Source organism: Paenibacillus lactis (assembly GCF_017873605.1).
GTDB lineage: Bacteria > Bacillota > Bacilli > Paenibacillales > Paenibacillaceae > Paenibacillus_AQ > Paenibacillus_AQ lactis.
The window spans coordinates 91179-113819 of record NZ_JAGGKI010000003.1 but is presented as its reverse complement, the minus strand read 5'-3'; the positions used below and the strand labels follow the sequence as shown (position 1 = coordinate 113819).

The following is a 22641-nucleotide window of genomic DNA, read 5'->3' as shown; positions in this document are numbered from 1 at the left end:
AGCACGGCTAGATTCTATGGATTAGGAAGTGGACTATGTCGATTAAGCAGCTGATATTTATCGCGCTGGGGCTCTTGTTGTTGTACGGTATGTTTACGGTGGGAGCGCCGTTTTTATTGGCGATCGTCATTGCGATTTCCCTGGAGCCGCTCAATCGGCTCCTGATCAATCGGCTTCGATTCAAGCGCCTGGCTGCAGTGACGGTGACAAGCACGCTGTTCCTGCTGCTCCTGCTTGCACTCGCGTATTTGATCGGAGTGCAGGTGTTCAGCCAGCTCGTCGAGTATTGGAGCCGGGCACCGCAATATTTTGAAAGTGCGAACGAGTTTTTGCAGCATACGATTATTCAAGCACAGGACGCGTTAAACGGCATTTCGCCAGGGCTGGCGGACAGCCTGACACAGTTTATGTCGAATATTTCATCTTATGTCCAGTCGCTGGTCAACTCGGTATCTTCGGCCTTTTTGTCCTTCGCCAAGTCCTTGCCGAATCTGTTTGTCACGTCCATCGTATTTTTTGTCGCTGTGTATATGTTCGCCTACAGCCTGGACACGATGCGCGAAAAAGTACTGTCTCTGTTTGACGAGTCGTCCCAGTCGCAGGTGAATGAAGTGCTGCTCAGCTTGAAAAAATCCATTTTCGGATTTTTAAGGGCACAGCTTATCCTCAGCTTGTTCACATATGTCATTACATTGCTCGGACTATTGGTGCTGGGGATCAATTACCCGCTCGCCATTGCGCTCCTGGTTACGATTGTCGATATCCTTCCGATTCTCGGCGTCGGCTCCGTCTTGGTGCCGTGGTCGATCTACCAGCTTGTCGTGGGGGATATCTTTACGGGAGTCGGCCTTATCCTTCTATTTATCCTGATTACGGTCATTCGCCGGGTACTGGAGCCGAAGGTGATCGGGGATGCCGTGGGCATCGGCGCATTGCCTGCGCTGATCAGCATGTATGTCGGCTTTAAGCTGGTCGGCGTGATCGGGTTCTTTATCGGCCCGCTCGTTATCATTATTTACGCCGCTATGCGCAAGGCCGGCTTGTTCCAAATTAAAATCAAGTTTTGACACAGCTGCACCAATAGACAACCCTTTTCGCGGTAATTTTTCGCGGGAAGGGTTTTTTTGTCATTTTGAAGTTCATTTTCTGGGCGATTGACATATGTTAATTACGAAGAACCCTATAAGAAGAACCGCTACCGTAAATAGAGAAGGAGGTATCCCCTTTGAAGGCAAATCCAGAGGAGCGTGTATATTCCGTATTCCATTCCCCGTTTGATCCTTGCCCCCCCAAACCGTACAGAACGTATGTCGTGCCGGTCAATCAATTTATTGTCTTTCAACCGCCGGGCCTGCCGCAGTTCAGTCCGGCCGAGGCGTTAAGGCATGGAACGCTGTGGCCCGCACTGTACAGTCCGTACACATCACGTAAATTTAAAGGAGAGTGAAAGGCCGTGACTGATGGAAGACCTCAGGCCGGAGATCCGAAGTACTACGAATTGCTGGAGCAGCTGCAGGCATTGGACTTTGTCCTTGTCGAGCTGAACCTGTACCTAGACACCCATCCTGATGATCTTAAAAGCATTGAACAGTTCAATAAGCTGACACAGGAGCGAACGATCCTCGCGAAGCATTTCCAGGAGTTGTACGGACCACTCCAGAATTTTGGCCGTGCTTACTCCAAATATCCGTTCGAATGGGCTCAAGGGCCATGGCCTTGGCAGGTGTAGGAGGGTATACCAACGGGCTGCAGCCGATGGTGTGCCGATTGTTGCATGCAGCCCGTAGAAACGCGTAGAGCTAATGAAGGAGGCGTAAAAGAGTCCATGTGGGTATATGAGAAGAAGCTTCAATATCCGGTGCGGGTAAGTAAATGCGATCCGAGAATGGCGAAATTTCTGATCGAACAGTACGGAGGAGCGGACGGAGAGCTTGCAGCGGCGCTGCGTTATCTCAATCAGCGTTATACCATCCCGGATAAGGTGATCGGCTTGCTCAACGATATCGGGACGGAGGAATTTGCCCATCTGGAGATGATTGCCGCGATGGTGTTCAAGCTGACGAAGGATGCGACCGTGGAGGAGCTTGAGGCGGCAGGTCTCGGCGCACACTATGCGAATCATGACAATGCACTGTACTATGAGAACGCAGCCGGGGTTCCTTGGACCGCAAGCTATATTCAGGCCAAGGGTGATCCGATCGCCGATTTGTATGAGGATATTGCGGCGGAAGAGAAAGCGCGCGCTACATATCAGTGGCTCATCGATATGACAGATGATGTGGATTTGCAGGACAGTCTTAAATTTTTGCGTGAGCGCGAAATTATCCACTCGATCCGGTTCCGTGAAGCGGTGGAAATCATTAAGGATGACCGAGCGACCAAGAAAATCTTCTGAGGATAGGGCTGCATGCAGGGTATGAACAGAACGCAAAAGACAGGCCGGAGGGCAAATATGCCCCTCATGCAGCCTGTCTTTGTCATGTGCATAGCGTTAGCGGTATTTTCTTAGACGATGGCACCAGTCTCAAAGCCCAACTGAATCAATCCGGTCAGCTGGCCGGGTGGAGATAGGGCAAGCTGACTTTGAATGTCGTCCCGCGTCCGAGCCGGCTCTCCACCTCGATAGCCCCGCCATGGGAGTCAACCAGCTCCTTGGCGATTGCAAGCCCCAGCCCCATGCCGCCCTGGTGACGGGCGCGCGCTTGGTCGGTACGGTAGAAGCGATTAAAGAGATACGGAAGATGTTCCTCGTCAATCCCCGGGCCCGAATCCCGGATATCGATACGAAGCCGCTTCGAGTCCTCGTCTTCATGAAGCGAAACGTAGATGTCCCCGCCTTCCGGCGTGTACCGGATCGCGTTGATCAGAAGATTCAGAAATACTTGGGTGATCCGGTTCGGATCGACCGGAACCGTCGTATTGGCCGTAGTGCTCGTGAATCGTACAACCAAAGCCTTGTCCTCGGTTTCGGGCGAGATCCGTTCGATAAGCCGCTGCAGCAGCTTGGTCATATCACAAGGCTTCACGTCCAACGGGAGCTTGCCTGCCTCCGCAAGGGACAGCTGATGCAGATCACCTACCAGCCGGGTCAGTCGAATCAACTCGTCTTGAACCGGAAGCAGGCCTGTAGGCTCGATCGGTTGTCCGGACTGCTGCAGAAGATCGAGCTTGCCGCGGACGATGGTCAGCGGGGTGCGAAGCTCATGGGCGACATCCGCAACCAAATTGCGGCGGACAACCTCGGCCTGATTCAGCTTGGAGGACATGCCGTTAAAGGCAAGCGCCACCTTTCCGTATTCATCCTTCGAGACAACCGGAGCCTGGATGCCGTATTCGCCTTGGCCCAGGCGGTCAATGAACGGGATCAGCGCCCGAAGCGGCGACGTCAGCCTTCTGGATATCCAATAGGCTGCACCGAGTGACAGCAGCACGAACAAGAGCGCGCCGCCTCCCAGCAAAATCGCGATGGAGGTCGGCGTACCGATCCGCAGCTTGGTCAGATTGGCCACATCCGTATCATAGTAATAGAGCTTCCCGATGAGCTTTCCGTCGGCCGTAAGCTCCCGCATGACGCCCAGGTTCCGGATCAGTTTTGGCTGGGCTGTCCCTTGGTGCAGCAGTAAGGTTTGGTCCGGCGATACGAGCAGAATGCTTTCCTGGTGACCGGTTTTCCGCACGGGCTCCTGCGCGCTTGCCTCGGTCTCTACACCGGCGAAGCTCCCCCCGTTCTCTGTATAGTAACGTGTCAGGCTCTCCGATATTTCCAAGAGCTCCTCCTTGCGGGAATGCTGCAGCATCACGTCCATGGAGTCGCGTATTACGATATAGGTCAGCATAACGAATACCGCGCTCATCCCTACGATGAACGAAGCAATGACGAAGAAGATTTTACGTCCTGCGCTCATGGCTGCTCAAACCGATAGCCGAATCCGTATACGGTTTTAATATAGACGGGGGCTGCCGGGTCATCCTCGATCTTTTTACGAATCCGGCTGATATGGGCATCCGCGGTTCGCTCGTCATTGTAGATGTCATCTTCACCTGCCGCTTGCAGCAGCTGCAGTCTGCTGTATACGACCTCCGGCCTTGCAGCGAGGGTAAGCAATATTTTGAACTCGGTCGGCGTCAGTTGCAGCTCCCTTCCGCCCTTCCACACGCGGCACGAGGATTCCGAGATTGTGAGCTCTCCCCGTACCAGCTTGTCTTCATGCACCATGTCCTGCTGATCCATTCGGCGCAGCACCGATCGAATTCTGGCCGCAAGCTCCCGTAAGGAAAACGGCTTCGTCACATAATCGTCTGCGCCGACCTCCAGCCCGATCAATTTATCCGTCTCCTCGATCCGGGCCGTCACCATAATAATACCGACCCGGCTCGTTTTTCGAAGCTCCCGGCATACCTCGATCCCGCTCATTTCCGGCAGCATCCAGTCGAGGATGACCAGGGACGGCTTAAACTGCTTGGCTTTGTCAAGCGCTTCTTTCCCGGAGGCAGCCGTTATAATCCGAAATCCCTCCTGACGGAGGAAGGGCTCCATAAACTCGATAACCTTGCGTTCGTCATCCACGAGCAGCAGCGTGTGCGACATTGTGCGTTTCCCCTCCTATGTTGGGCCAATGGTAGGCGTAACCTTGATTTTCCCCCATTATATACGGTTTCCAGCCGACTTTGGAAAATTTCACGCAACCCGCAAAGGATCGTCACAGGTTCGCAACATGACGGTGATAGGATGATGGCATGAATCATACCGATGATCAAGAAAAGGAGCAGGATGATGAAGGAAAAAGTGGTTTCAAAGGGAAGGGAGACCTTCTTTGGCGGGACGTTCGTCGGATTGGCCTGGCTGCTTACGGTCTGTATCGCGGTTCAAACCTTGCTTGCAGGTCTGGCGCTGTTTCGTGATGGATCGATGTGGAGAAGCCATGTCATGTTTGTTCATATCTTTGAGATCGTGCCGCTGCTCATGCTGATCGCCGGATTCGCGGGGAGCATGGCGGCTCGTTACAAGTGGAGCTCGCTGGCGCTGCTTTTGCTCGTTTTCGCACAGTATTTCACGGCCAATGTTCCGGCAGCAGGGGCATTGCACCCTGTCATGGCGATCTTCATGTTCTGGCTTTCGGTAGAGACGGCTCGCGCTGCCAGACGAAGCCTGCGAAGGGGGAAGGAGACCGGGGCATGAGAGGCTTTCCGCTTCTAATCATGGCCTTGGCTTGCGGGTTTGCAGGAGGTGCCGCATTGAATCATATGATTGCGATTGCCGGCCGCCTGCTCTTCGAAAGCGATATGCACCTGCCTCGAGGTCTGGGCTTTCTGCCGATGATTACATCGATTCTGTGTGCAGTCACCGTCATGGTCTGGCAGCCGGGCAGGAAGAAATGAATCGGCAAACGAAGGGGGTCATCCCTCTACAGCAAGCGACACCCATACCAGCAAAGCATACACCAGCAGAGGGAGTGCGATCCCTGCAGTCATCAGGAGCCAGATGAACGGGGTTCGAACCATCTCGCCTACAACCTGCAGAGGACTGCGGATATAACGTTCTTTGCGAAGACGGCTGATCATCTTCTTCAAGATGGCGGCCTGTTCGTCTTGTTCGTAGCGGCTAAGCTCCTTCAGCAGCTCCGATTCCAGATTGTGAATGTGCTGGGTCTGGGAAGATTCGTTCTGCAAGGACATCTTCTTCATCCTTTCGTTATTCCTCTATAGGTTATAACCACAACAAGTCCTTTGTAGTTACGATTTTTTTATGCCGTGCGCAAGAAATGTCGTTTGCAGTTGAGAATGCCTTCCTTTATGATGAGGGGAGACAGAGACAAATCATAGGAGTGAAAGGAAGGACCAGACTTGGAAAAAACCGCAACGTTGATCAAACCGGAAGCGATGATTTTCGACATGGACGGAACCCTGTTCCAAACGGAGACGCTTTTGCTGCCCGCCTATCACAAGCTGTTCGACATTTTGCGTGAAGAGGGCCATTACGAAGGCGAAACGCCGGATGAGGAGCTCATGCTTAGCTGCCTGGGGATGCTCCTTCCGGATATTTGGAAGAAAGTCCTGCCAAGCGGTACGCCGGAGGCTCACCGGAGGGCGGACGAGCTGCTGCTTCAGCTGGAGCTTGAAGGCTTGGAGAATGAGGCCGCGGTTCTGTACCCTGGCGTTAAGGAAACGCTGGAGGAGCTGCACCGCCGCGGCGTCCGGCTGTTCGTGGCCAGCAACGGACTGGAGCATTATGTGAAAGGCATTGCCGAAGCAAGAGGAATCATGCCGCTTTTTGAAGGAATATACAGTGCAGGCGAGCATCAAACATCGACGAAGGTCGACCTTGTTAAACTGCTGCTCGATCAGCATGACATCGGACATGCTTGGATGGTCGGCGACCGTTCATCCGATGTTGAGGCAGGCAAGGAGAACGGACAGACGGTCATCGGCTGCCACTATGCCGGATTCGGAGCGGATCAGGAGCTAAAGGGAGCGGATGTTGTCATCCATTCGTTCTCACAGCTGCTCCGTCTGCACGATCAGGCGGAGTAAGACGGACGATGAATCGAAACAAAAAGGCTGTTTCCAAGAGGGTCTTCTTGGACAACAGCCTTTTTGCCGTTCTGCTATTGCTCAATGTCCGCATGATATCCGGTTAAGCATTCTTTGCCGACTTTCTGTGGTTGTATACATACAGCGCATATTCAAGCGGTCTCAAGATGGATACGCGGTAAGCTTCGAGATCTCCGACCTGCGAGAACACTTCCCGGGAAGGCTTCGGGTTGACCTCGATCAGAAGGACTCTGCCCGATTTATCGACCGCCAAGTCGAGGGCGATCTCGCACAGTCCCCCATACTGACCGTCGAGAAATTGCGCGATGTCCACTCCCAGCTGACCGGCATCCTCCCGGACCTTGAGCCGTTTGGCCGGATCCGAGATCCACTTCTCCAGCAGCTCCTCCATCATGGCGGCACGGCCGCCGCCGTGCAGATTGGAGGTTACGCTTTTTGGCGGCCCGACGCGCCCGACGCAGCCGGTCACTTCCCACTGGCCGGATCCGTTTTTCTGAACGAGCATCCGGTAGTCATGCACCCGGCCGTCCGGGAGCTCCAGATGGAGTCCCTCCTGAACCAGGTATCGGTCCTTCACGCCCCAGCCTGACAAGTATTGGCCAAGAAAACCTGAGGGCATCCGCTTCGGCTTGATGATGGTGCGGTTGGCGTTACGGCCGCGGACTTCATAGGTGCCGGGGACCCCGGGAATGCGGGAAATCTTCAGTATGCCGCGTCCGCCGGTGCCGTTGATCGGTTTAAAATAGACCGTATCATGCTCCTTCAGCATTCGGTGGACGTCATTCACGCTCTGTACGATCCGCGTATCCGGCAGATGCGGGCGGAAACGCTTCTTCGTATATAAAATCTGATGAATGGTCCATTTGTTCCGAAGGGGCCGATTGAGAAACAGCAGATGCCTGTAGCGCGCGCGGAACCGCAGCAGCTGCTGGAAGCGGGCGCTTTTTTGAATACGGCATCGGTCGAAGATCATATGCGGAAACGGCCGCCATCTGCGGCCCCACCTGCGGGATGTTGGATCATATTCCATGGCGTTGATCAAGCCTTGCGCCGAATTGACGTCCGCGGGGGTGAACACAAATAGATCGAGCCCGAGCGATTTCCCTTCCTTGATCATATGCTCGTAGATATGCCGCTCTTCCAGTCTTTTTCGGTCATCGAGGTAAAGCGTCATGATTCCTAAGACAGGTTTGGACACAAAAATTCACCTTCTTGAATAGATTCAGACATCACAGCGAAAGGAACTTGAGGGAGCGCCCATGACTCCGTTCAAAACCAGCGTAGGCTTGCCGGTGGGGCCGAGTTCGATTTCAGTCGCTTGGAGCCCTGCCTGAAAGCATATTTTGAGGCTTGCGATATGGTCGGCGGCCACCTTGCAGCGAAGCCGCCCGAGCCGGCTCAGCTGAGAGCGGATCAGGGAAGAACCGATTCCTCTGCTTCGGTAGAGCGGATGAACGGCAATCAGACAGGCGCTCTCCCCGTAATCCTCTGCATAACACATCCCAATCGGAATGCTGCCCACATCGCCGCGAACGGTGGCGGCGATGATGGAGGTGCCGGGCTTCTTCAATTGTTCGTAGGTCAGCGAGCTGAGGCGCTGAACGCCGGTGAGGGTTAAACGCTTATTGCCGTATCGCCGGAAAAAGTCCCGGCACTGCTGCCGGACATACGGCCATTCATCCGGGCGCGAGAGTGAGAGCTGCGTGATCTCCACATGATCCCTCCTTTCGTGGAATCGCCGATTGGTCCGGCGAACCGGACCTATCGTTGATTGATTAGATAGCTGGAGTACTGGAATATTCGCTCCAGCGATTTTTTGCGAATGGCAGGCTCATCAAACTTCATCGGTCTTGAGTTGGCTTCGAAGAACCAGAGGATGCCGTCGCTGTCGATGCCCAGGTCCATAGACATTTCGCCATGTGCATAGCCGGAGCATTTTTCGATTTGCCTAGCGATATGCAGGGCGGCTTTACGGACTTCGCCCAGGATCGTTTCGGCCTGCTCCTGGCCGAATACGATCGGCAGCAGCTTCTCGGGGTCCTCAATCGTTCCTCCGCGCGGAACATGGGTGGTAATGCTCTTGGCGCCGGCCATGCGGGCGCCGATTCCGGTTACAGCCCAATTGCCGGACTCCGTCTTCTGGACGAGTATGCGCAGATCGAATGCCCGGCCGTGCACCTGTGCAAGCTCGATGCCCTGCTGGATCAGATACGAGCTTCCCTTCGTTTCTTGATAGATCCGGTTCCACAGCCGCTCGATGGAGGCTGCCTTGTAGGTCGTGCTGTTCTTGTGGTTTTGAATCTGGATGCGGTAAGGGAGCGGGCGGTTTTTCTGGAATCGTACGCTCATGATGCCTTGCCCGGCCTTGCCGTCCTCCGGCTTCAGATACAGATAGGGCTTTCTCCGGATCATCTCATGCAGCGTGGGGAATCCTTTGAGACGTTTGGTGAGCGGCGTCCATTGCTTGGTCAGGCGCGATTTGTTCAGCCATGAGAACAGCCGCCACTTATTGAAGAAGTACGGATTGTAGAGGTCGATTCGCGGATGCTGCTGGATCTCCTTGATTTTTCGCCGTACCCATGGAAGAGCTTCGTCGTCGCGGTTGGGAATCCGATTATAAATGACCTGGGGCAGAGGACATAGCTTCTGCTCCCAGGATTGATCGGCGCTGTTGAACATATAGCCTTTAACTGTCGGGGACTGAAGCTTGAGATCACGCACGGTCACGACATAGACCAGAAAGCCCATATCTCTGCCGGTCTTGATGATTTCTTGAAAGTTCTGACGGTTGCCCCTGAACAGGTTCTGCGGATCATGCATGGTCAGTATCGCTACGACCGGTTTCCCATCTCCTTCAAGTCGACTGGTCACGAGTCATTCCCCCTGTGAAATCCGGCCAGATGCATACTGTACTCCATCACATGATCAACCGACGCTCTGCCTTCTCCCTTGAGCGCAGGATGATTGAAGATCGATCTGCCCGGCTTGGAATTCGCCTCAAACATCCATATTTTCCCGCTGTCATCAATCCCGATATCAAATCCGATTTCACCCAGCAGATGAGCGTGGTGGTTTTCAATAGCCTCCGACATGGCAATCGATGCTTCTTTGGCCCGTTCAAGCACTTCATTCGCTTTTGAACCGAAGGCTCGGGAGAGCGCTTGCTCCGGGGTCAGCAGGGAGCCGCCGTTTTTGATATGCGTCGTCACGCTGCCTCTTCCCGCTTTCTTGGCTCCAATCCCGACAGGGGTCCAGCGGTTTCTGCCGTTTTTATGCATATGGAACCGGAAATCGATCGGGCAGCCGTCGATTTCGATCAGCCGGATTCCCTGCTGGATCACGTAGCTCTTCAGCTTGGACCCGTGCTTGGATTGAAGCATCCGCATCAGGCTGCCGAAGCTCGGAAACTTTAGCAGCGTATTGCCGCCGTTGCCGTGGTATCTGGCGTAATATCCCTTTTTCGGGAGATAGGTTAAGCGGTAAATGCCAAGGCCCAGGCTGCCGGCGGACGGCTTGTAGTAAACGAAATGATGGCGCTCCATCATATCCTTGATCCGCTCCGGGCTCGGATTGTTATAGGTTTCCGGCAAATATTTGCCGGCCTGCACGTCGCCGTCCAGCTTTGAATAGATATCGGATTTATTAAAGAAGCACCAATTGAAGAATTTGATATTCCGTTTGAGGAACCGGTCTCTTAATTGATTGGTAAAGGGCGAAAAGTCGGTTTTTCGGCTTGGAAGCCGGTTATAAACAACATCCGGCAGCGGCACCGTTTTACGGACAAAGCCGCCGCCCGTGCCCAGCATATAGCCCTGCACGGTATTTCGCTGCCAATTGATGTCCCGCGGGGTGAAGGCATATACGAACACCTTCTTGTTGCCCTCCCGCAGAAGCTGGCGGATATACGAGGTGCGGGCACCGAAGGGATTGGAAGGATTGTGAGGGCCGTCGGACAGCACGCCGACCACCGGGCCGAGCTCGACTTCTCCGTCGCGCGGTGAATGGATATAGACCGGCCCGGACCTCGGTACATGGAGACTGTTCCGCGTGCCGGCACTCACATAGATATGCTTTCCCGATCGGTCAATCGGCTTCACCACCGCGTTCACCGAGTCGGTGCCGATGCGGAGCCTGATCGTTTTCCTGCTCGAGAGCCCCAAACTTTTCATTAAGGAACCGGACAAAAAGACGACTTTTTCGGGCTGCTGCGAGAAATGAATATTACCGAAATTCAAACTCATGTATTTACCCTCCTAAGTTGTCGAAGCAATAAATAACGGGCATATTGAATCGGATGTTCGACGGACCGCCGGGCGGCCTTGGAATCCCCTGTCAGCACGAATGCGCGCCGGCCCGGCTTGGAATTTGCCTCAAGGATCCACACCTTTCCCCGGGTATCCACCCCGAAATCGATCCCGAGCTCTCCAAGCCGGCCGAAGCCTTCCTCAAGAAGAGGGGGAATCCGGGCGGACAAATTCCAGATGGTGTCCATAATCGCCCGCGCCTTCTCTTCACCGAATTCGGATATTAGATAAGGAAGGGCCGGATAGGCTGTGCCGCCTCCATGTAGGTTGGAGGTCATTCCTTGCTCGGCGCCTTGGCGAACCGCAATGCCCGTTATGGACCAGATGCCCCGGTCATTTTTTTGAACGAGTGACCGGACGTCAAAGGGGTTCCCGTCTTGGTTATGAAGCTGCAGGTAGGGTTGAATGATAAACCTGCGCCTTCCGGTAAAGCTTCTCACCCAGGTGTTCAGCTCCTGTGCCGGAATGGTCTGCCGGAATATCGTATTGCTTCGGTCTCTTCCTTGCAGCAAGGCGGTATGGTTCTCTTTCAAGGATATATATAATGAATGGCGCCCATGGGAGCCTCCACTGGGCTTCATAAAGATGCTGCCGTTCAGCGCAAGCAGAGCTCTGCTTAGCGAATCGGCCCCGGTATAACGGATCGTTGCCGGCAAATGAGGCCTCAGCAATGGGGAGCGCTTGAGCAGCTGATGCACCTTCGCCTTGCCCGGCAATCCGCGTGACCATAGTTTGGACCCCTGCTGCAACAATCGGCTGATCCATTCGCCGGCGGCTGCCGATTCTTGGCCGCTGCCGTGCAGGCAACGGTCATAAATGACGTCAGGCAGCGGGAAGCTTCCGCTGATCCAGCCGTCGTCCGGATGGAAGCGGTAGCCCTTGATGCTGACTGCCCGGTTGCCGGCGGCCTGAGCAAGCGGAAGGCCGGCGTCCTCATCCGGACAAAAAACAAATACCTTCATTCCGAGCTTCTCCGCTGCCAAGCTGAGTTCCCTTAAATAATGCTTCTCGGCAAAGGGAGGCGAGCCCGGTCTGCGGCATACCATGACACCGATGGTGCCGTTTATGCTAGAAGACATAGGTTTCTCCTTTTAAAAGCCCGTCAAGTATTGACAGTATTGAACAAGGCGGACGGCCGAGGGCCTTACCTTGGAGGTGGCGCTCAGCGGAGCGTTCTCGCTTTTGGAGGGCTTGGAATTGACCTCCAGCAGCCAAATCTGCCCTTTCGTATCGATCGCCAGATCGATGCCCAGCTCTCCGAAGTGGTACGGGAGCGCCGCCTCTAATCCGTTGGCGATGTCAAGAGCCGCCCTGTTCATTCTGGCGGGCGCGGTCTGCTTCAGTGATTGCGGGATGCCGCTCATCGCCAGCGCATCCTTAACGGGGGATAATGTGCCGCCCCGGGCAAGGTTGGAGACAAAATGATTGCCGCCCGCAATGCGCGCGACGACGGAAGTAACCGCCCATTTTCCGCTTTTGTCTTTGTGGACAAGTGCCCGGAAATCGACATTGCGGCGATTGATTCGGATCAGATCCAGCCCCTGCTGGATCTGGTAACGCGTTTTTTTAATTTTGCCGGATAAGCTGCGGAACAGCTTGGAAAGCGAGGAGTAGGAGTGTTTACTGATCCCTTCAAGGGAGGTGGTCATCGTCTGATAGGTGCCGTTCCCTAAGCGGGTAATCCGAATAATTCCTTTGCCAAGGCTTCCCCGAACCGGTTTGAGGAAGACAGTCTGATAAGCGTTGCACATTTTTTTGAGCATCGAGTAGCCGCCGAGCAAATAGGATTCAGGTAAATATTTTTGCAGCTTCGGGTCAGGTGCAAGCGCCTCGAAGACATCGGATTTATCCAGGAACTTTTCATTGAAGATATGTGTCCCGAATCGCGATTTTACTTCTCTCATAAAATGCTGTACGCTAGGACTGTTCTCCAGTTTGCGGGTAGACAGCCGGTTATTGATGACGTCAGGAGCCGGAACGGTTACCTTTTTCCAACCATCATGATAGGAAACGGCTTCGAGCGTGGAAGGGTTGGTACCGATCATGTCAGGGGTGAAAAAGTACACATAAGCGCCCAGCTTTTTGCAGGCGTTTACCATTTCCAGGCAGAAGGAAGAGATCGATCCGAACGGTTTGGCGGGGTCATCTGGCTGATAGCGGCTGACCATGACGCCGATAAGCGGACCGAGCCTCAGTATTCTTTCCGCGGGGAAGTACTTGACACTCATGAAGGAGCTTGGAAGAAGTCCGGATTTGTTGAATAACGTAGGGTTCAGGCGAAGCGACTTGGATTTTCCTCCCGGACTGACGCGTATTTCCTGCTTGAAGGAGCCGAAAGCAAGCTGTATCGGTGCATCTGTTGGAATTCGGAGCTGTCTAATAAGCCGGTCCCCCAGCTTGATATCGTTCTCCGGCAGCCCGGCTGAATGGATCAGCGATATCGTGGTTCTGGTGCGGGACATGGATTTCGATTTGGACATCTTGGATCTCCTTCCGACAAACAACTGGATGTCTAGGTGAACAGACGAAGACTTCATCTGATCATTTGCATGTAATGCATCATATGAGGACATATATCCCTTGGTGATTGTACTGCTCGTGAAAAAGGAGTGTAGGAAATGCCGAACTGGCTGTTTATTTTGGTGAACGTGGGGGTCGCTGCATTCGTCGGCGGCATCACGAACCACTTTGCGATCAAAATGCTGTTTCACCCGCGCAAAGAGGTCACCTTTCTGGGCCGCCGCCTGCCCTTCACCCCGGGACTGATTCCGAAGCGGAAGGATGAAATCGCCGAATCGCTAGGATATGTGGTCTCGGATTATCTCGTGACCAGCGAAGGCCTGCAGGAATTTATCCGCAAGCCGGCATTCCGCGGCAAGGTTGAGGAGGCAATCAGCCGTAAGCTTCAGGAATGGAACGGCTCGGAGGACAGCATTCACGAATTGGCGCTGAAGGTATGGAGCGCGGAGGAATGGGAGGAGCTCAAGCTTCGGGCGGAGCAGGCCGCTCGCAGACTGACGGCCAAGGGAGCGGCTGCGGTCTGGCAGGAGTATAGGCTGCATGAGAAGCCGCTGAAGACGCTGATTCCCGGCTGGTCGAAGGAAACATTGGAAGGCTGGGGCGAAAAGGCGGCCGATATCGTGCTGAAGGAGCTTGGGAGTACGCTGATGTCAGCCGAAGGCCAGCGCATGCTGACTAAAATGGCTTCATCCTTAATGGATAAAGCCGGCGGTTTTCTCGGTACCATGGCAGCGATCTTCGTAGATGAGGAGAAGATGGTGCAGAAGCTGACGCCCATGCTCATTCAACAGCTGGAGAGCGAGAAGGTCCGCGAGGCGGTAGCGGACATGATCGCAAGGAAGCTGGCGGAATACGGAGAAATGCCGCTTGGCGAGCTGATCGAACAGGCTGCGGGTGAACCCGGCTTAGCCTTGATCAGCCGCAGACTGGATGAGAGCCTGCCATGGTCCGAATGGCTCGAGCGGCTGGGGCAGCTGCGCCTGGCTACGATCATCGGCCCGCGAATGCCGGCAATTGAAGCAGTGCTGCCGGGCTTATTGGATAAAGGGCTCCGGTTCCTCGAGCGCAGTATTCCGGTAGCGATGAAGGCGGTGAATCTTCCGCAGCTCGTTCAAGAGCAGGTGCAGAAATTTCCCGTCGAACGGCTGGAGCAGGTCATTCTCAGCGTATCCGGGCGGGAATTCCGGGCGATTACTTGGCTGGGGGTCCTCCTTGGCGGATTCATCGGGTTGTTTCAATCGCTGCTGACGATGCTCTGGAGGTAAGGAATCGGCAAGTAAGCAATGCGAATCTTTAGGCGGTGAATAGACCGCCATATATTTGGAGGGAATCGAACATGAATATTTATGATAAAGCGCATGATTTGGCAAAAGCGATGAAGGAAAGCCAGGAGGTCCAGGAGATTACGGCAGCGATGAAGCTGGTGGAGGCAGACCCTGACAGCAAGCGGATGCTGGATGATTTCCGCCAGCGGCAAATGGAGATGCAGCAGCGCATGATGTCCGGCGATATGCCGTCGCAGGACGAAATGGAGAAGATGGAGAAGTCGTTCGAGGTGCTGAGCTTGAATCTGAACATCCGCCGCCTCTTCGATGCGGAGCGGCGCCTGAGCATCATCATCGAGGATGTAAACAAGATCATTTCGGACAGCCTGGCGCATTTGTACGCCCCGAATCAAGCCTGAGCCGATCCGTTTTTTGCGAATCCTCGAAAAAAACTGAAAACTTGTCTCATAAATCGCAGCTTCTCCTCATAGAGTAGGAATATAGATTTCAAGAGTAGAGGAGCTGCGAAACGTCCATGAAAAAGAAGAGAAACAAATTCAAGCACACGGCGTATCTGCTGATAGCACTCGGCATGCTTGTATACGCCCTTCCCAGCATTTCGTTCTCCGGAGGGTTCTCATGGGTATCTCTGTTCGGCGCGGTTTGGGCCGGGTTCGCCCTGCTTGTCATCGCCTCGCATCTGTATTACCTGATCGGCGTTGATGAAGCGAAGCAGAAGGCGCTTGACGAGATCCGCAAGGAGAAGATGCGGCAGTGGGAGCTGAAATGGCCGGAGGAGCAAAAGGGCCAGGAAGCCAATTAAGCCGCAGAAGCGGTCAGCCTGGCGGGAACTTGCGGGCTTTGAGGACTGCAATCGACGACCGTTGAACAAAAAAATGAAAAGAACTCCCCTGTACGGTGTTACGATGCATTTGGCATGCTTTGCTCCGGCAGGGGAGTTTTTTTGTGCGTTGCGAAGCGTTTGCCGCGACGATATGTATCCTGAGCACATGCGATCATGTCAAAACGCCACACACGCAACCGAGGCTGTCGTCTTGCAACGTTGACTGCTGCAAAGGCAAGCAGCCGTTCCGGTTCGGAATCCCGCGAAAAAATGGAGGGCATAGTTCCCGGCAGCATGACAAACCTCCCGGAAATCGCATGGTAAAGCCTTGCGATTATGTTATACACCTAGTTATGTTTAGGCTGCACCCGTGATATAATAGATACAGTATGGTACAGATAGGGACTAGGGGGTATAACAGTTGAACGCACGTGATGATACGATTACCAAGCATGAGCAGCTGGTTCAACATATTGAAAGCCTGAAGATCGGAAGTAAAATTTCCGTTCGCCGGCTGGCCAAAGAGATGGGCGTTAGCGAAGGGACCGCCTATCGGGCGGTGAAAGAGGCGGAGAGCCTTGGGATCGTTGTCACGAAGGAGAGAATCGGCACCGTTCGCGTCGAGCGCAAGCCCCGGAACATTTCCGAGCAGCTGACCTTCGCCGATGTGGTGGAAATTGTGGAAGGCCACGTCCTCGGCGGCGCACAGGGCCTGAACAAAAGCCTGCACAAATACGTGATCGGCGCCATGAAGGTGGAGGCGATGATCCGATATATCGATGCCGGAAGCCTGATGATTGTCGGCAACCGGGAGGACGCCCACTCCCTTGCACTGGAACAGGGGGCAGGGGTGCTGATTACCGGCGGGTTCGGAACGAGCCGTGAGGTCAAGCAGCTGGCGGATCAGCTGGACCTGCCGATCATTTCCTCCCGGCATGATACCTTTACCGTAGCCTCGATGATCAATCGCGCTATTTTCGACCGGTTAATCAAGAAAAAAATCATGCTGGTTGAAGACATCGCTTTGGAAAAGCCGAGAAACCATCAGCTGAAAAACTCAGTGACCGTGAAGGAGTTTAAACGGATCACGCAGGAAACGGGCCAGAACCGCTATCCGGTCACGGATGAGTGGAACCGGGTGATCGGCATTGTCGGGGTTCGGGACGTTGAAGGCATGGCGGACACGCAGCCGATCGAGAAGGCGATGACGCGAAATCCGGTGACAGCCGGCATGAAAACGTCGCTTGCATCGGCCGCCCAGATCATGATGTGGGAAGGCATCGATTTTCTGCCGATCGTGGACAAAAACCGCAAGCTAATTGCCACGGTCACCCGCAAGGAGGTGCTCGGCGCGCTCCGTGATGCGCGAAACCAGCCTCAGCTCGGCGAGACGTTCGATCAGCTGATCTGGAACGGCATTGCGGAGGACCGGGATGAGGAAGGACATCTGTTCTTCCACGGTTTCATTACGCCCCAGATGGCGACGGATCTGGGTACGATTTCGCAAGGAGTGCTGACGACGGTGATGAGTCAAGCTGCCGTCAAGGCTGCTAAAGATATCAGCGGCTGGGATTACGTCCTGGATCATCTGTCCACGTATTTCCTCCGGCCGGTCCAGATCGAGGATCCGATTCTAATTATGCCGAAGCTGCTGGAGATCAGCCGCAAAACGTGCAAGATGGAGGTTGAAATCCAGCACCAGTCCAGTACGATCGCCAAGGCGGTCATGACGATGCAAGCGATTGATCACGGATAGGAAAAAGGATCGCGTATAGGAAAGCACGGATAAGAAAGCTATACGATCGCTGGCAGGAAAGGCTAATGAACCGGCGGCGTACGGAAACATTCGGGAGAGTGGAAGCAGCAAAAGGGCATCTCGCAGGTTAAATCAACCTTCGGGATGCCCTTATTGATGTACAAGCAGGTCAAGCATGTGTAGAAGCTGCCTGGCTTGCGGTGGGATATACTAGGCTACACGGCCATCAGCCTTCGGCGCGTGCTTTCCTCAATCTGCTGTAATAGGACCGGCTTCGGATTCCGGCAAAAAGGTTAAAGGCGCCGAGCACCAAAAACGCCGCTTCGACGATGACGGCCGGGGTCGATCCCCTGAACAGGAACATGCAGACGAGCGACAGCGAGATGAGCATAATGCCCATGTACAGATTCATCATGGCCATATGGAAGCCGCGGTCGGCCGGATCGGCAACGCGCCGGGCCCGAATGCTGTACAGCGCGGCGGCGATGACGGACAGCACCAGGATGATGAACAGGGCATAACGGATAACGGTTATCATGGAAAAGCTCCTTTTTTGGTTCACAACATGTCCGCTTGGAACGCAGCATGTCGATCCGATTCAATCTTGGCAACGATATTGTATCATGATCCGGTCGACTTTGCATCCACGGGGGTGACGGTGAACCAGATCTGAAGCACGCCATCCACAACGAGCATGGTTCGGATCTGAACCTTGTAATCCTTCTCTCTGACGGTATAAATCTTGTCATTGAGCAGGGAGCGGGTAAGCTTGCTATCCGTGTCGATATCGAAGACGCTGCGTCCGCGAAGAACCGCGAGATCTTCCGACATCAGCTTGACGATCTCTTTCGAAATCAGTGGATCGAGCGGCGCGCTGACATTCTCCTCGCTTCGGATTTTAATTTCCCGAATGACGGTGGTCTGCTTGTTGTACTTTTTTAACGTCGCGATATCATCCTCATATTGGGTGATCTGAAGCTGCTGGGCTAGATTCGTCTCCCACAGCTTATTGTAGGCTGCATGATACAGGGAGTTGTAGACGATGCTGCCGACGATCATCCCCAGCACGAAGATGGAAGCGGCTTGATAGAAAGGGCGGAATCGGTGGGGAGGAGGCACTCGCATAGGCTACCCCTTGTTCGAGCACACCCATTTGACCAGCTCGCTGCCCATATGTGCTCCGAGAAATGCAAAGCATAGATATAGAATCTGCTTGATCGCAGGCGAAAGATTGCCTCCGAGCATGTTGCTCTCAATAACCCGCATCGGATCGATGGTGCCCCCGATTGCCGCGGCCAACGCCCATATTTTGATTCGGTCGGCGATCTCCATCATCGTATGGGTCGGGGGCTGAAGGGACAGGACGGCACCTATGCCTCCTACCATGGCTCCTCCCAGCACGATGCCGAAGGCTATGAAAAAGTCAAGAATCGCCTTGGATAAAAACACGCCCATACTCTTTATCCCCTTTCTTCTCGTGGCGGTGCTGCCGCCACTTGCGACTGCCTGTCCGCAGGCGCTCTAGTTTCATTATATGGGCGGGCCTTGTGGGATTATGATAAAATGATATAAGGACTTTTTAATGAACATGATCTGTTTGTTCGATTGATATAAATGAACCGGCGAAAGGAAGGCGTTACGATGAGCTCTTTCGTGCATTTGCACGTGCATAGTGAATACAGTTTGCTCGATGGAGCGGCACGTATCGGCGACCTGGTGCGGGAAGCTGCGGAGCTTGGAATGAAGTCGCTGGCGCTGACGGATCATGGCGTCATGTACGGCGCGATTCCGTTCTACAAAGCTTGTCTGGCCCATGGCATCAAGCCGATCATCGGCTGTGAGGCATATATCACGGCAGGCTCCCGCAAAGAGCGGGGAAGCCGGAAGGATCAGCCGATCTATCACCTGATTCTTCTGGCCAAGAACGATATCGGTTACCGCAATCTGATGAAGCTGTGCTCCATCGGCCATCTGGAAGGCTATCATTACAGACCGCGGATCGATATGGAGGCGCTGGCAGCCCATCATGAAGGCATTATCTGTCTGAGCGCTTGTCTAGGCGGGGAAGTGCCGCAGCATTTGCTGCATGGGCGGGAAGCGGAGGCCAGGGCGGCCGCGCTTCGCTACCAGGCTATCTTCGGAGACGATTTCTATCTGGAGCTTCAAGACCACGGGCTGCCGGAGCAGAAGCGGGTCAATCCGCAGCTGATCGCGCTTAGCCGCGAAACGGGCATTCCGCTTGCGGCTACGAACGATGTTCACTATCTGACGCAGGAAGATGCCGAGGTGCAGGATGTGCTGATCTGCATCGGCACAGGCAAGACGGTGGAGGATGAGGACCGGCTGCGGATCCCGACAAGCCAGCTGTATTTGAAGGACGGCCGGGAGATGGAGCGGCTGTTCCCGCATGTGCCTGAAGCGATCGCCAACACGGCCCGAATTGCGGATCAATGCAGCCTTGAGCTGGAATTCGGAAAATCCATTTTGCCGGAGTACCGTTCCCTTCCGGAAGGGACAAGCTCCGCGGAATATTTAAGGCAGCTGTGCGAGAACGGGCTCCGGGACCGATACGAGAATACCGAACGCTGGCAGTCCCCCGAGCTTAAGGAGCAGCTGGAGCAGCGTCTGAGCTATGAGCTGGACGTGATCGAAAGAATGGGCTTCAGCGATTATTTTCTGATCGTGTGGGACTTCATCGCGTATGCGCATCGCCAAGGCATCGCGGTCGGACCGGGCAGGGGCTCCTCCGCGGGCAGCCTTGTCGCTTATACGCTCCGGATCACGAACGTCGATCCGATGAAGTATAAATTGTTGTTTGAACGGTTTCTGAATCCCGAGCGGGTCACGATGCCGGATATCGATATCGACTTCAGCGACGAGCGGCGGGATGAAGTTATCGATTATGTGGTGAACAAATACGGCCGGGAGCATGTCGCCCAGATCATTACGTTCGGTACGATGGCAGCGCGTGCAGCTGTACGCGATGTGGGACGCGCGCTCAACGTGCCGTTCGGCGACGTGGATAAAGCGGCCAAGCTGATCCCGAACCATCTGGGCATCAGCATTGCCAAGGCGATGGAGCAAAGTCCGCAGCTGAAGGAGCAATACGAGACAAGACCGAAGGTGCGCGAGCTGCTCGACATGGCGATGAAGGTCGAGGGAATGCCCCGCCATGCCTCTACGCATGCGGCGGGCGTCGTCATTTCCCGCGATCCGCTTACCGATGCCGTTCCGCTTCAGGAGGGCAGCGAGCGGACCGCGCTGACGCAGTATTCCATGGAGCATCTGGAAAGCGTCGGACTGCTCAAGATGGATTTTCTTGGCCTGCGCACCCTCTCCATTATTGAACGGACGCTGAAGTGGATCCAGGAGCATCGGGAGGAGGCCCTGGACCTGACGCAGGTGCCGGACGACGATCCGCTTACGTACGAAATGCTCGGCAAAGGCGAGACAACGGGCGTGTTCCAGCTGGAGTCCGCCGGCATGCGCCGGGTCCTGAAGGAACTGAAGCCTTCGGCCTTCGAGGATATCGTGTCCGTAAACGCACTGTACCGTCCGGGTCCGATGGAGTTTATTCCGAAATACATTCAGGCCAAGCACGGCCGGATCGAGGTGGAGTATCCGCATCCGGATCTGATCCCGATCCTCGGCGATACGTACGGGATCATCGTGTACCAGGAGCAGATCATGCAGATTGCCTCAAGCATGGCGGGCTTTACGCTCGGGGAGGCGGATTTGCTCCGCCGGGCCGTATCGAAGAAGAAACGCGAGGTGCTGGACCGGGAGCGGAGCCATTTCGTTGCAGGCAGCCTCAAGATGGGATACGGCGAGGACGACGCTAACCGCGTGTACGATATGATCGTGCGCTTCGCGGATTACGGCTTCCCTCGGGCGCATGCGGCGGCGTACGGCGTGCTCGCTTTTCAGACGGCCTATCTGAAGGCGCACTACCCGGTTCAATTCATGGCTTCGATGCTGACGGCCGTCATGGGCAGCCACCGAAAGGTAGCCGAATACGTGCTCGAAGCGCGGCGGATGGGCATCGAGGTGCTGCCGCCGGATGTCAATGAGAGCGGGACCTATTTCACGCCGGTGCCGGTGCCCGCAGGATCGGCAGGCGCGGAGCGCGGGCCGGAATCGGCGGAGCCATCCGCAGGGAGTATCCGCTTCGGGCTGGCCGCGATTAAGAACGTCGGCACCCAAGCGGTCGAGAACATTGCGGCCATCCGCAAAGAGAAGCCGTTCGAGAGCCTGCTGGACTTCTGCCGCCGCGTCGATCTTCGCGTATGCAATAAACGCGTGATCGAATCGCTCATTCAAGCCGGGGCGTTCGATTCCCTGCCGGGCCACCGCTCCCAGCTCGTCGCGATGCTTGACGAAACCGTGGAAGCGGCCGTCAAGTGGCGCAAGGAACGCGATGACCTGCAGATTCAGCTGTTCGACTTCGTTGAGACGCCGAACTGGGATATCGAATATCCCGATATTGCGCCCTATTCTCAAGGCCAGCAGCTTGAATTCGAGCGGGAGCTGCTCGGGATGTATCTGTCCGGGCATCCGCTCGACGGATTCGACGAGATTCTGGAGGAGACCGGGGCGGACCGGCTGATGGAGCTGCACGAAGCGCAGGATGAATCGATGGCAGCAGTAGCCGGCATGGTGGTCTCCCTGAAGACCATCACGACGAAGCAAGGGAAGGCAATGGCCTTCATGGAGTGCGAGGATCAGATCGAGCGCTGCGAAGTGGTGCTGTTTCCGGAAGTGTGGAAGCGAAGCGCGCACCTGATCGAGAAGGGGGCCCTGCTGGCCATTCGCGCCAAGGTGCAGCTGCAGGATGAGGGCTTCAAGCTGCTTGCCGAAGAGGTGGCGCCGCTTGAAGCCGGGACGCTGCGGCAGCTGGTGCAGCGCAGCAAGGTCCGCGCGGCAGGCGGCGGACGAAGCCGTCCGCAGCAGACCTCCGGCGGCGGCATGCCCCGGCGAGAGGCTGCCGCCGAGCCGCCGGCCCCGGAAGCGCCGAGCCGCCGGCCAGGCGCTTCCGCTGCAGGGCTCGCTCCGCAGCCGGATGCGGGCGCATCGCCGGCGACGGCGAAGCCCCGCGAGGCCGCGAAGCGAGCCGCCCGCCCGGACCGGCTGAGCCCGTCAAGACCCGAGCAGCGGGTCTTTATCAAGATCAGCCGGGAGGCCGAGAAGCCGGAGCTGCTGGTGAAGCTGAAAGAGCTGTTGCAGCGGCATCCGGGGGACATGCCGACCGTACTGTTCTACGAGCGGAGCCAGAAGGTGCTCGCCCTGAGCGACGCGTATCGGATTAACCTCTCCGATGAGCTGAATGCCCAAATGATAAGCATGCTGGGCGAAGATACCGTAAAGGTTCGGTAAGCCTGAAAAAATAAGAACGTTTCATAT

The 22641-nt window shown here is 55.2% G+C and carries 25 protein-coding genes; 12 read left to right on the top strand and 13 right to left on the bottom strand.

Going from position 1 to position 22641, the window contains the following annotated elements; translation table 11 throughout:
* Positions 1-35: 35 nt before the first annotated feature.
* From ytvI to J2Z18_RS06145, 4 genes are all read left to right on the top strand, one after another.
* Positions 36-1067, top strand: coding sequence for a sporulation integral membrane protein YtvI (gene ytvI, locus J2Z18_RS06160; RefSeq protein ID WP_007127375.1), 1032 nt, complete (start codon positions 36-38; stop codon positions 1065-1067).
* Between the two features lie 158 nt (positions 1068-1225).
* Positions 1226-1447, top strand: a complete 222-nt coding sequence (locus tag J2Z18_RS06155) for a spore coat associated protein CotJA (RefSeq protein WP_007127376.1) — start codon at positions 1226-1228, stop codon at positions 1445-1447.
* A gap of 6 nt (positions 1448-1453) precedes the next feature.
* The gene (locus tag J2Z18_RS06150; RefSeq protein WP_007127377.1) at positions 1454-1729 is read left to right on the top strand and encodes a spore coat protein CotJB; all 276 of its coding nucleotides are present in this window, start codon (positions 1454-1456) and stop codon (positions 1727-1729) included.
* 96 nt (positions 1730-1825) lie between these two features.
* Positions 1826-2395 carry a manganese catalase family protein gene (locus J2Z18_RS06145; RefSeq protein WP_007127378.1) on the top strand — a complete coding sequence of 190 codons (570 nt, stop codon included), beginning with the start codon at positions 1826-1828 and terminating at the stop codon, positions 2393-2395.
* 154 nt (positions 2396-2549) lie between these two features.
* On the opposite strand, the gene J2Z18_RS06140 is transcribed toward J2Z18_RS06145, so the two are convergent.
* Together J2Z18_RS06140 and J2Z18_RS06135 are read right to left on the bottom strand one after the other, a co-directional pair.
* Complete coding sequence (locus J2Z18_RS06140) at positions 2550-3905, bottom strand: sensor histidine kinase (RefSeq protein WP_210094381.1); 1356 nt, start codon at positions 3903-3905, stop codon at positions 2550-2552.
* Positions 3902-4588: a response regulator gene (locus tag J2Z18_RS06135; RefSeq protein ID WP_007127380.1), complete on the bottom strand. Its 687-nt coding sequence runs from the start codon at positions 4586-4588 to the stop codon at positions 3902-3904. The genes J2Z18_RS06140 and J2Z18_RS06135 overlap by 4 nt, the downstream gene beginning before the upstream one ends.
* A gap of 186 nt (positions 4589-4774) precedes the next feature.
* Here J2Z18_RS06135 and J2Z18_RS06130 point away from each other — a divergent pair, with 186 nt between their 5' ends.
* Both J2Z18_RS06130 and J2Z18_RS06125 read left to right on the top strand, forming a co-directional pair.
* The gene (locus tag J2Z18_RS06130; RefSeq protein WP_144868288.1) at positions 4775-5179 is read left to right on the top strand and encodes a DUF6220 domain-containing protein; all 405 of its coding nucleotides are present in this window, start codon (positions 4775-4777) and stop codon (positions 5177-5179) included.
* A complete protein-coding gene (locus tag J2Z18_RS06125) occupies positions 5176-5379 on the top strand; it encodes a DUF5957 family protein (protein WP_144868260.1) in 204 nt (67 codons plus the stop codon). The genes J2Z18_RS06130 and J2Z18_RS06125 overlap by 4 nt, the downstream gene beginning before the upstream one ends.
* Before the next feature lie 18 nt (positions 5380-5397).
* On the opposite strand, the gene J2Z18_RS06120 is transcribed toward J2Z18_RS06125, so the two are convergent.
* Positions 5398-5685 (bottom strand): hypothetical protein, encoded by a 288-nt coding sequence (locus J2Z18_RS06120; RefSeq protein ID WP_244869080.1) that lies wholly within the window; start codon positions 5683-5685, stop codon positions 5398-5400.
* A 159-nt stretch (positions 5686-5844) separates the two neighbouring features.
* On the opposite strand from J2Z18_RS06120, the gene J2Z18_RS06115 reads away from it, so the two are divergent.
* Complete coding sequence (locus J2Z18_RS06115) at positions 5845-6531, top strand: HAD family hydrolase (RefSeq protein ID WP_007127384.1); 687 nt, start codon at positions 5845-5847, stop codon at positions 6529-6531.
* A 103-nt stretch (positions 6532-6634) separates the two neighbouring features.
* Here the strand turns inward: J2Z18_RS06115 and J2Z18_RS06110 are convergent, their stop codons facing one another.
* From J2Z18_RS06110 to J2Z18_RS06085, 6 genes are read right to left on the bottom strand one after another with little or no spacing between them, the layout of a single operon-like run.
* Positions 6635-7750 carry a YheC/YheD family endospore coat-associated protein gene (locus J2Z18_RS06110; protein WP_144868258.1) on the bottom strand — a complete coding sequence of 372 codons (1116 nt, stop codon included), beginning with the start codon at positions 7748-7750 and terminating at the stop codon, positions 6635-6637.
* Positions 7751-7774: 24 nt separating this feature from the next.
* Entirely contained in the window at positions 7775-8266 is a 492-nt protein-coding gene (locus tag J2Z18_RS06105) for a GNAT family N-acetyltransferase (protein ID WP_144868256.1), read from the bottom strand.
* Positions 8267-8313: 47 nt separating this feature from the next.
* A complete protein-coding gene (locus tag J2Z18_RS06100; protein WP_007127387.1) occupies positions 8314-9423 on the bottom strand; it encodes a YheC/YheD family endospore coat-associated protein in 1110 nt (369 codons plus the stop codon).
* Positions 9420-10793 carry a YheC/YheD family endospore coat-associated protein gene (locus J2Z18_RS06095; RefSeq protein WP_210094380.1) on the bottom strand — a complete coding sequence of 458 codons (1374 nt, stop codon included), beginning with the start codon at positions 10791-10793 and terminating at the stop codon, positions 9420-9422. The genes J2Z18_RS06100 and J2Z18_RS06095 overlap by 4 nt, the downstream gene beginning before the upstream one ends.
* Entirely contained in the window at positions 10790-11935 is a 1146-nt protein-coding gene (locus J2Z18_RS06090; RefSeq protein WP_210094379.1) for a YheC/YheD family endospore coat-associated protein, read from the bottom strand. The genes J2Z18_RS06095 and J2Z18_RS06090 overlap by 4 nt, the downstream gene beginning before the upstream one ends.
* A 12-nt stretch (positions 11936-11947) precedes the next feature.
* Positions 11948-13336, bottom strand: a complete 1389-nt coding sequence (locus J2Z18_RS06085; protein ID WP_034272224.1) for a YheC/YheD family endospore coat-associated protein — start codon at positions 13334-13336, stop codon at positions 11948-11950.
* A gap of 138 nt (positions 13337-13474) precedes the next feature.
* Here J2Z18_RS06085 and J2Z18_RS06080 point away from each other — a divergent pair, with 138 nt between their 5' ends.
* The 3 genes from J2Z18_RS06080 (at position 13475) to J2Z18_RS06070 (ending at position 15464) form a co-directional block, all read left to right on the top strand.
* Entirely contained in the window at positions 13475-14641 is a 1167-nt protein-coding gene (locus tag J2Z18_RS06080) for a DUF445 domain-containing protein (protein WP_210094378.1), read from the top strand.
* Between the two features lie 71 nt (positions 14642-14712).
* Positions 14713-15060: a YlbF/YmcA family competence regulator gene (locus J2Z18_RS06075; protein ID WP_007127392.1), complete on the top strand. Its 348-nt coding sequence runs from the start codon at positions 14713-14715 to the stop codon at positions 15058-15060.
* A 116-nt stretch (positions 15061-15176) separates the two neighbouring features.
* Positions 15177-15464 (top strand): hypothetical protein, encoded by a 288-nt coding sequence (locus J2Z18_RS06070; protein WP_007127393.1) that lies wholly within the window; start codon positions 15177-15179, stop codon positions 15462-15464.
* A 98-nt stretch (positions 15465-15562) separates the two neighbouring features.
* Here J2Z18_RS06070 and J2Z18_RS06065 read toward each other — a convergent pair whose 3' ends face one another.
* Positions 15563-15781, bottom strand: coding sequence for a hypothetical protein (locus J2Z18_RS06065; RefSeq protein WP_210094377.1), 219 nt, complete (start codon positions 15779-15781; stop codon positions 15563-15565).
* 125 nt (positions 15782-15906) lie between these two features.
* On the opposite strand from J2Z18_RS06065, the gene J2Z18_RS06060 reads away from it, so the two are divergent.
* Positions 15907-17241, top strand: coding sequence for a DRTGG domain-containing protein (locus tag J2Z18_RS06060; RefSeq protein ID WP_007127394.1), 1335 nt, complete (start codon positions 15907-15909; stop codon positions 17239-17241).
* Positions 17242-17467: 226 nt separating this feature from the next.
* Here the strand turns inward: J2Z18_RS06060 and J2Z18_RS06055 are convergent, their stop codons facing one another.
* From J2Z18_RS06055 to J2Z18_RS06045, 3 genes are all read right to left on the bottom strand, one after another.
* Complete coding sequence (locus J2Z18_RS06055; RefSeq protein WP_210094376.1) at positions 17468-17779, bottom strand: YtpI family protein; 312 nt, start codon at positions 17777-17779, stop codon at positions 17468-17470.
* Between the two features lie 83 nt (positions 17780-17862).
* Positions 17863-18366 (bottom strand): sporulation membrane protein YtrI, encoded by a 504-nt coding sequence (locus tag J2Z18_RS06050; protein ID WP_028403866.1) that lies wholly within the window; start codon positions 18364-18366, stop codon positions 17863-17865.
* Positions 18367-18369: 3 nt separating this feature from the next.
* Positions 18370-18696, bottom strand: a complete 327-nt coding sequence (locus J2Z18_RS06045) for a YtrH family sporulation protein (RefSeq protein WP_007127397.1) — start codon at positions 18694-18696, stop codon at positions 18370-18372.
* A 186-nt stretch (positions 18697-18882) separates the two neighbouring features.
* Between J2Z18_RS06045 and J2Z18_RS06040 the strand changes: the two genes are divergently transcribed.
* Entirely contained in the window at positions 18883-22614 is a 3732-nt protein-coding gene (locus J2Z18_RS06040) for a DNA polymerase III subunit alpha (protein WP_210094375.1), read from the top strand.
* Positions 22615-22641 lie beyond the last annotated feature (27 nt).

Bases quoted from the DNA above. Each gene is read 5' to 3' on its own strand.
- ytvI (WP_007127375.1), top strand. From the start codon at position 36: ATGTCGATTAAGCAGCTGATATTTATCGCGCTGGGGCTCTTGTTGTTG.
- J2Z18_RS06145 (WP_007127378.1), top strand. From the start codon at position 1,826: ATGTGGGTATATGAGAAGAAGCTTCAATATCCGGTGCGGGTAAGTAAA.
- J2Z18_RS06140 (WP_210094381.1), bottom strand. From the start codon at position 3,905: ATGAGCGCAGGACGTAAAATCTTCTTCGTCATTGCTTCGTTCATCGTA.
- J2Z18_RS06135 (WP_007127380.1), bottom strand. From the start codon at position 4,588: ATGTCGCACACGCTGCTGCTCGTGGATGACGAACGCAAGGTTATCGAG.
- J2Z18_RS06130 (WP_144868288.1), top strand. From the start codon at position 4,775: ATGAAGGAAAAAGTGGTTTCAAAGGGAAGGGAGACCTTCTTTGGCGGG.
- J2Z18_RS06125 (WP_144868260.1), top strand. From the start codon at position 5,176: ATGAGAGGCTTTCCGCTTCTAATCATGGCCTTGGCTTGCGGGTTTGCA.
- J2Z18_RS06120 (WP_244869080.1), bottom strand. From the start codon at position 5,685: ATGAAGAAGATGTCCTTGCAGAACGAATCTTCCCAGACCCAGCACATT.
- J2Z18_RS06095 (WP_210094380.1), bottom strand. From the start codon at position 10,793: ATGAGTTTGAATTTCGGTAATATTCATTTCTCGCAGCAGCCCGAAAAA.
- J2Z18_RS06090 (WP_210094379.1), bottom strand. From the start codon at position 11,935: ATGTCTTCTAGCATAAACGGCACCATCGGTGTCATGGTATGCCGCAGA.
- J2Z18_RS06085 (WP_034272224.1), bottom strand. From the start codon at position 13,336: ATGTCCAAATCGAAATCCATGTCCCGCACCAGAACCACGATATCGCTG.
- J2Z18_RS06080 (WP_210094378.1), top strand. From the start codon at position 13,475: ATGCCGAACTGGCTGTTTATTTTGGTGAACGTGGGGGTCGCTGCATTC.
- J2Z18_RS06075 (WP_007127392.1), top strand. From the start codon at position 14,713: ATGAATATTTATGATAAAGCGCATGATTTGGCAAAAGCGATGAAGGAA.
- J2Z18_RS06070 (WP_007127393.1), top strand. From the start codon at position 15,177: ATGAAAAAGAAGAGAAACAAATTCAAGCACACGGCGTATCTGCTGATA.
- J2Z18_RS06065 (WP_210094377.1), bottom strand. From the start codon at position 15,781: ATGCTGCCGGGAACTATGCCCTCCATTTTTTCGCGGGATTCCGAACCG.
- J2Z18_RS06055 (WP_210094376.1), bottom strand. From the start codon at position 17,779: ATGATAACCGTTATCCGTTATGCCCTGTTCATCATCCTGGTGCTGTCC.
- J2Z18_RS06050 (WP_028403866.1), bottom strand. From the start codon at position 18,366: ATGCGAGTGCCTCCTCCCCACCGATTCCGCCCTTTCTATCAAGCCGCT.
- J2Z18_RS06045 (WP_007127397.1), bottom strand. From the start codon at position 18,696: ATGGGCGTGTTTTTATCCAAGGCGATTCTTGACTTTTTCATAGCCTTC.
- J2Z18_RS06040 (WP_210094375.1), top strand. From the start codon at position 18,883: ATGAGCTCTTTCGTGCATTTGCACGTGCATAGTGAATACAGTTTGCTC.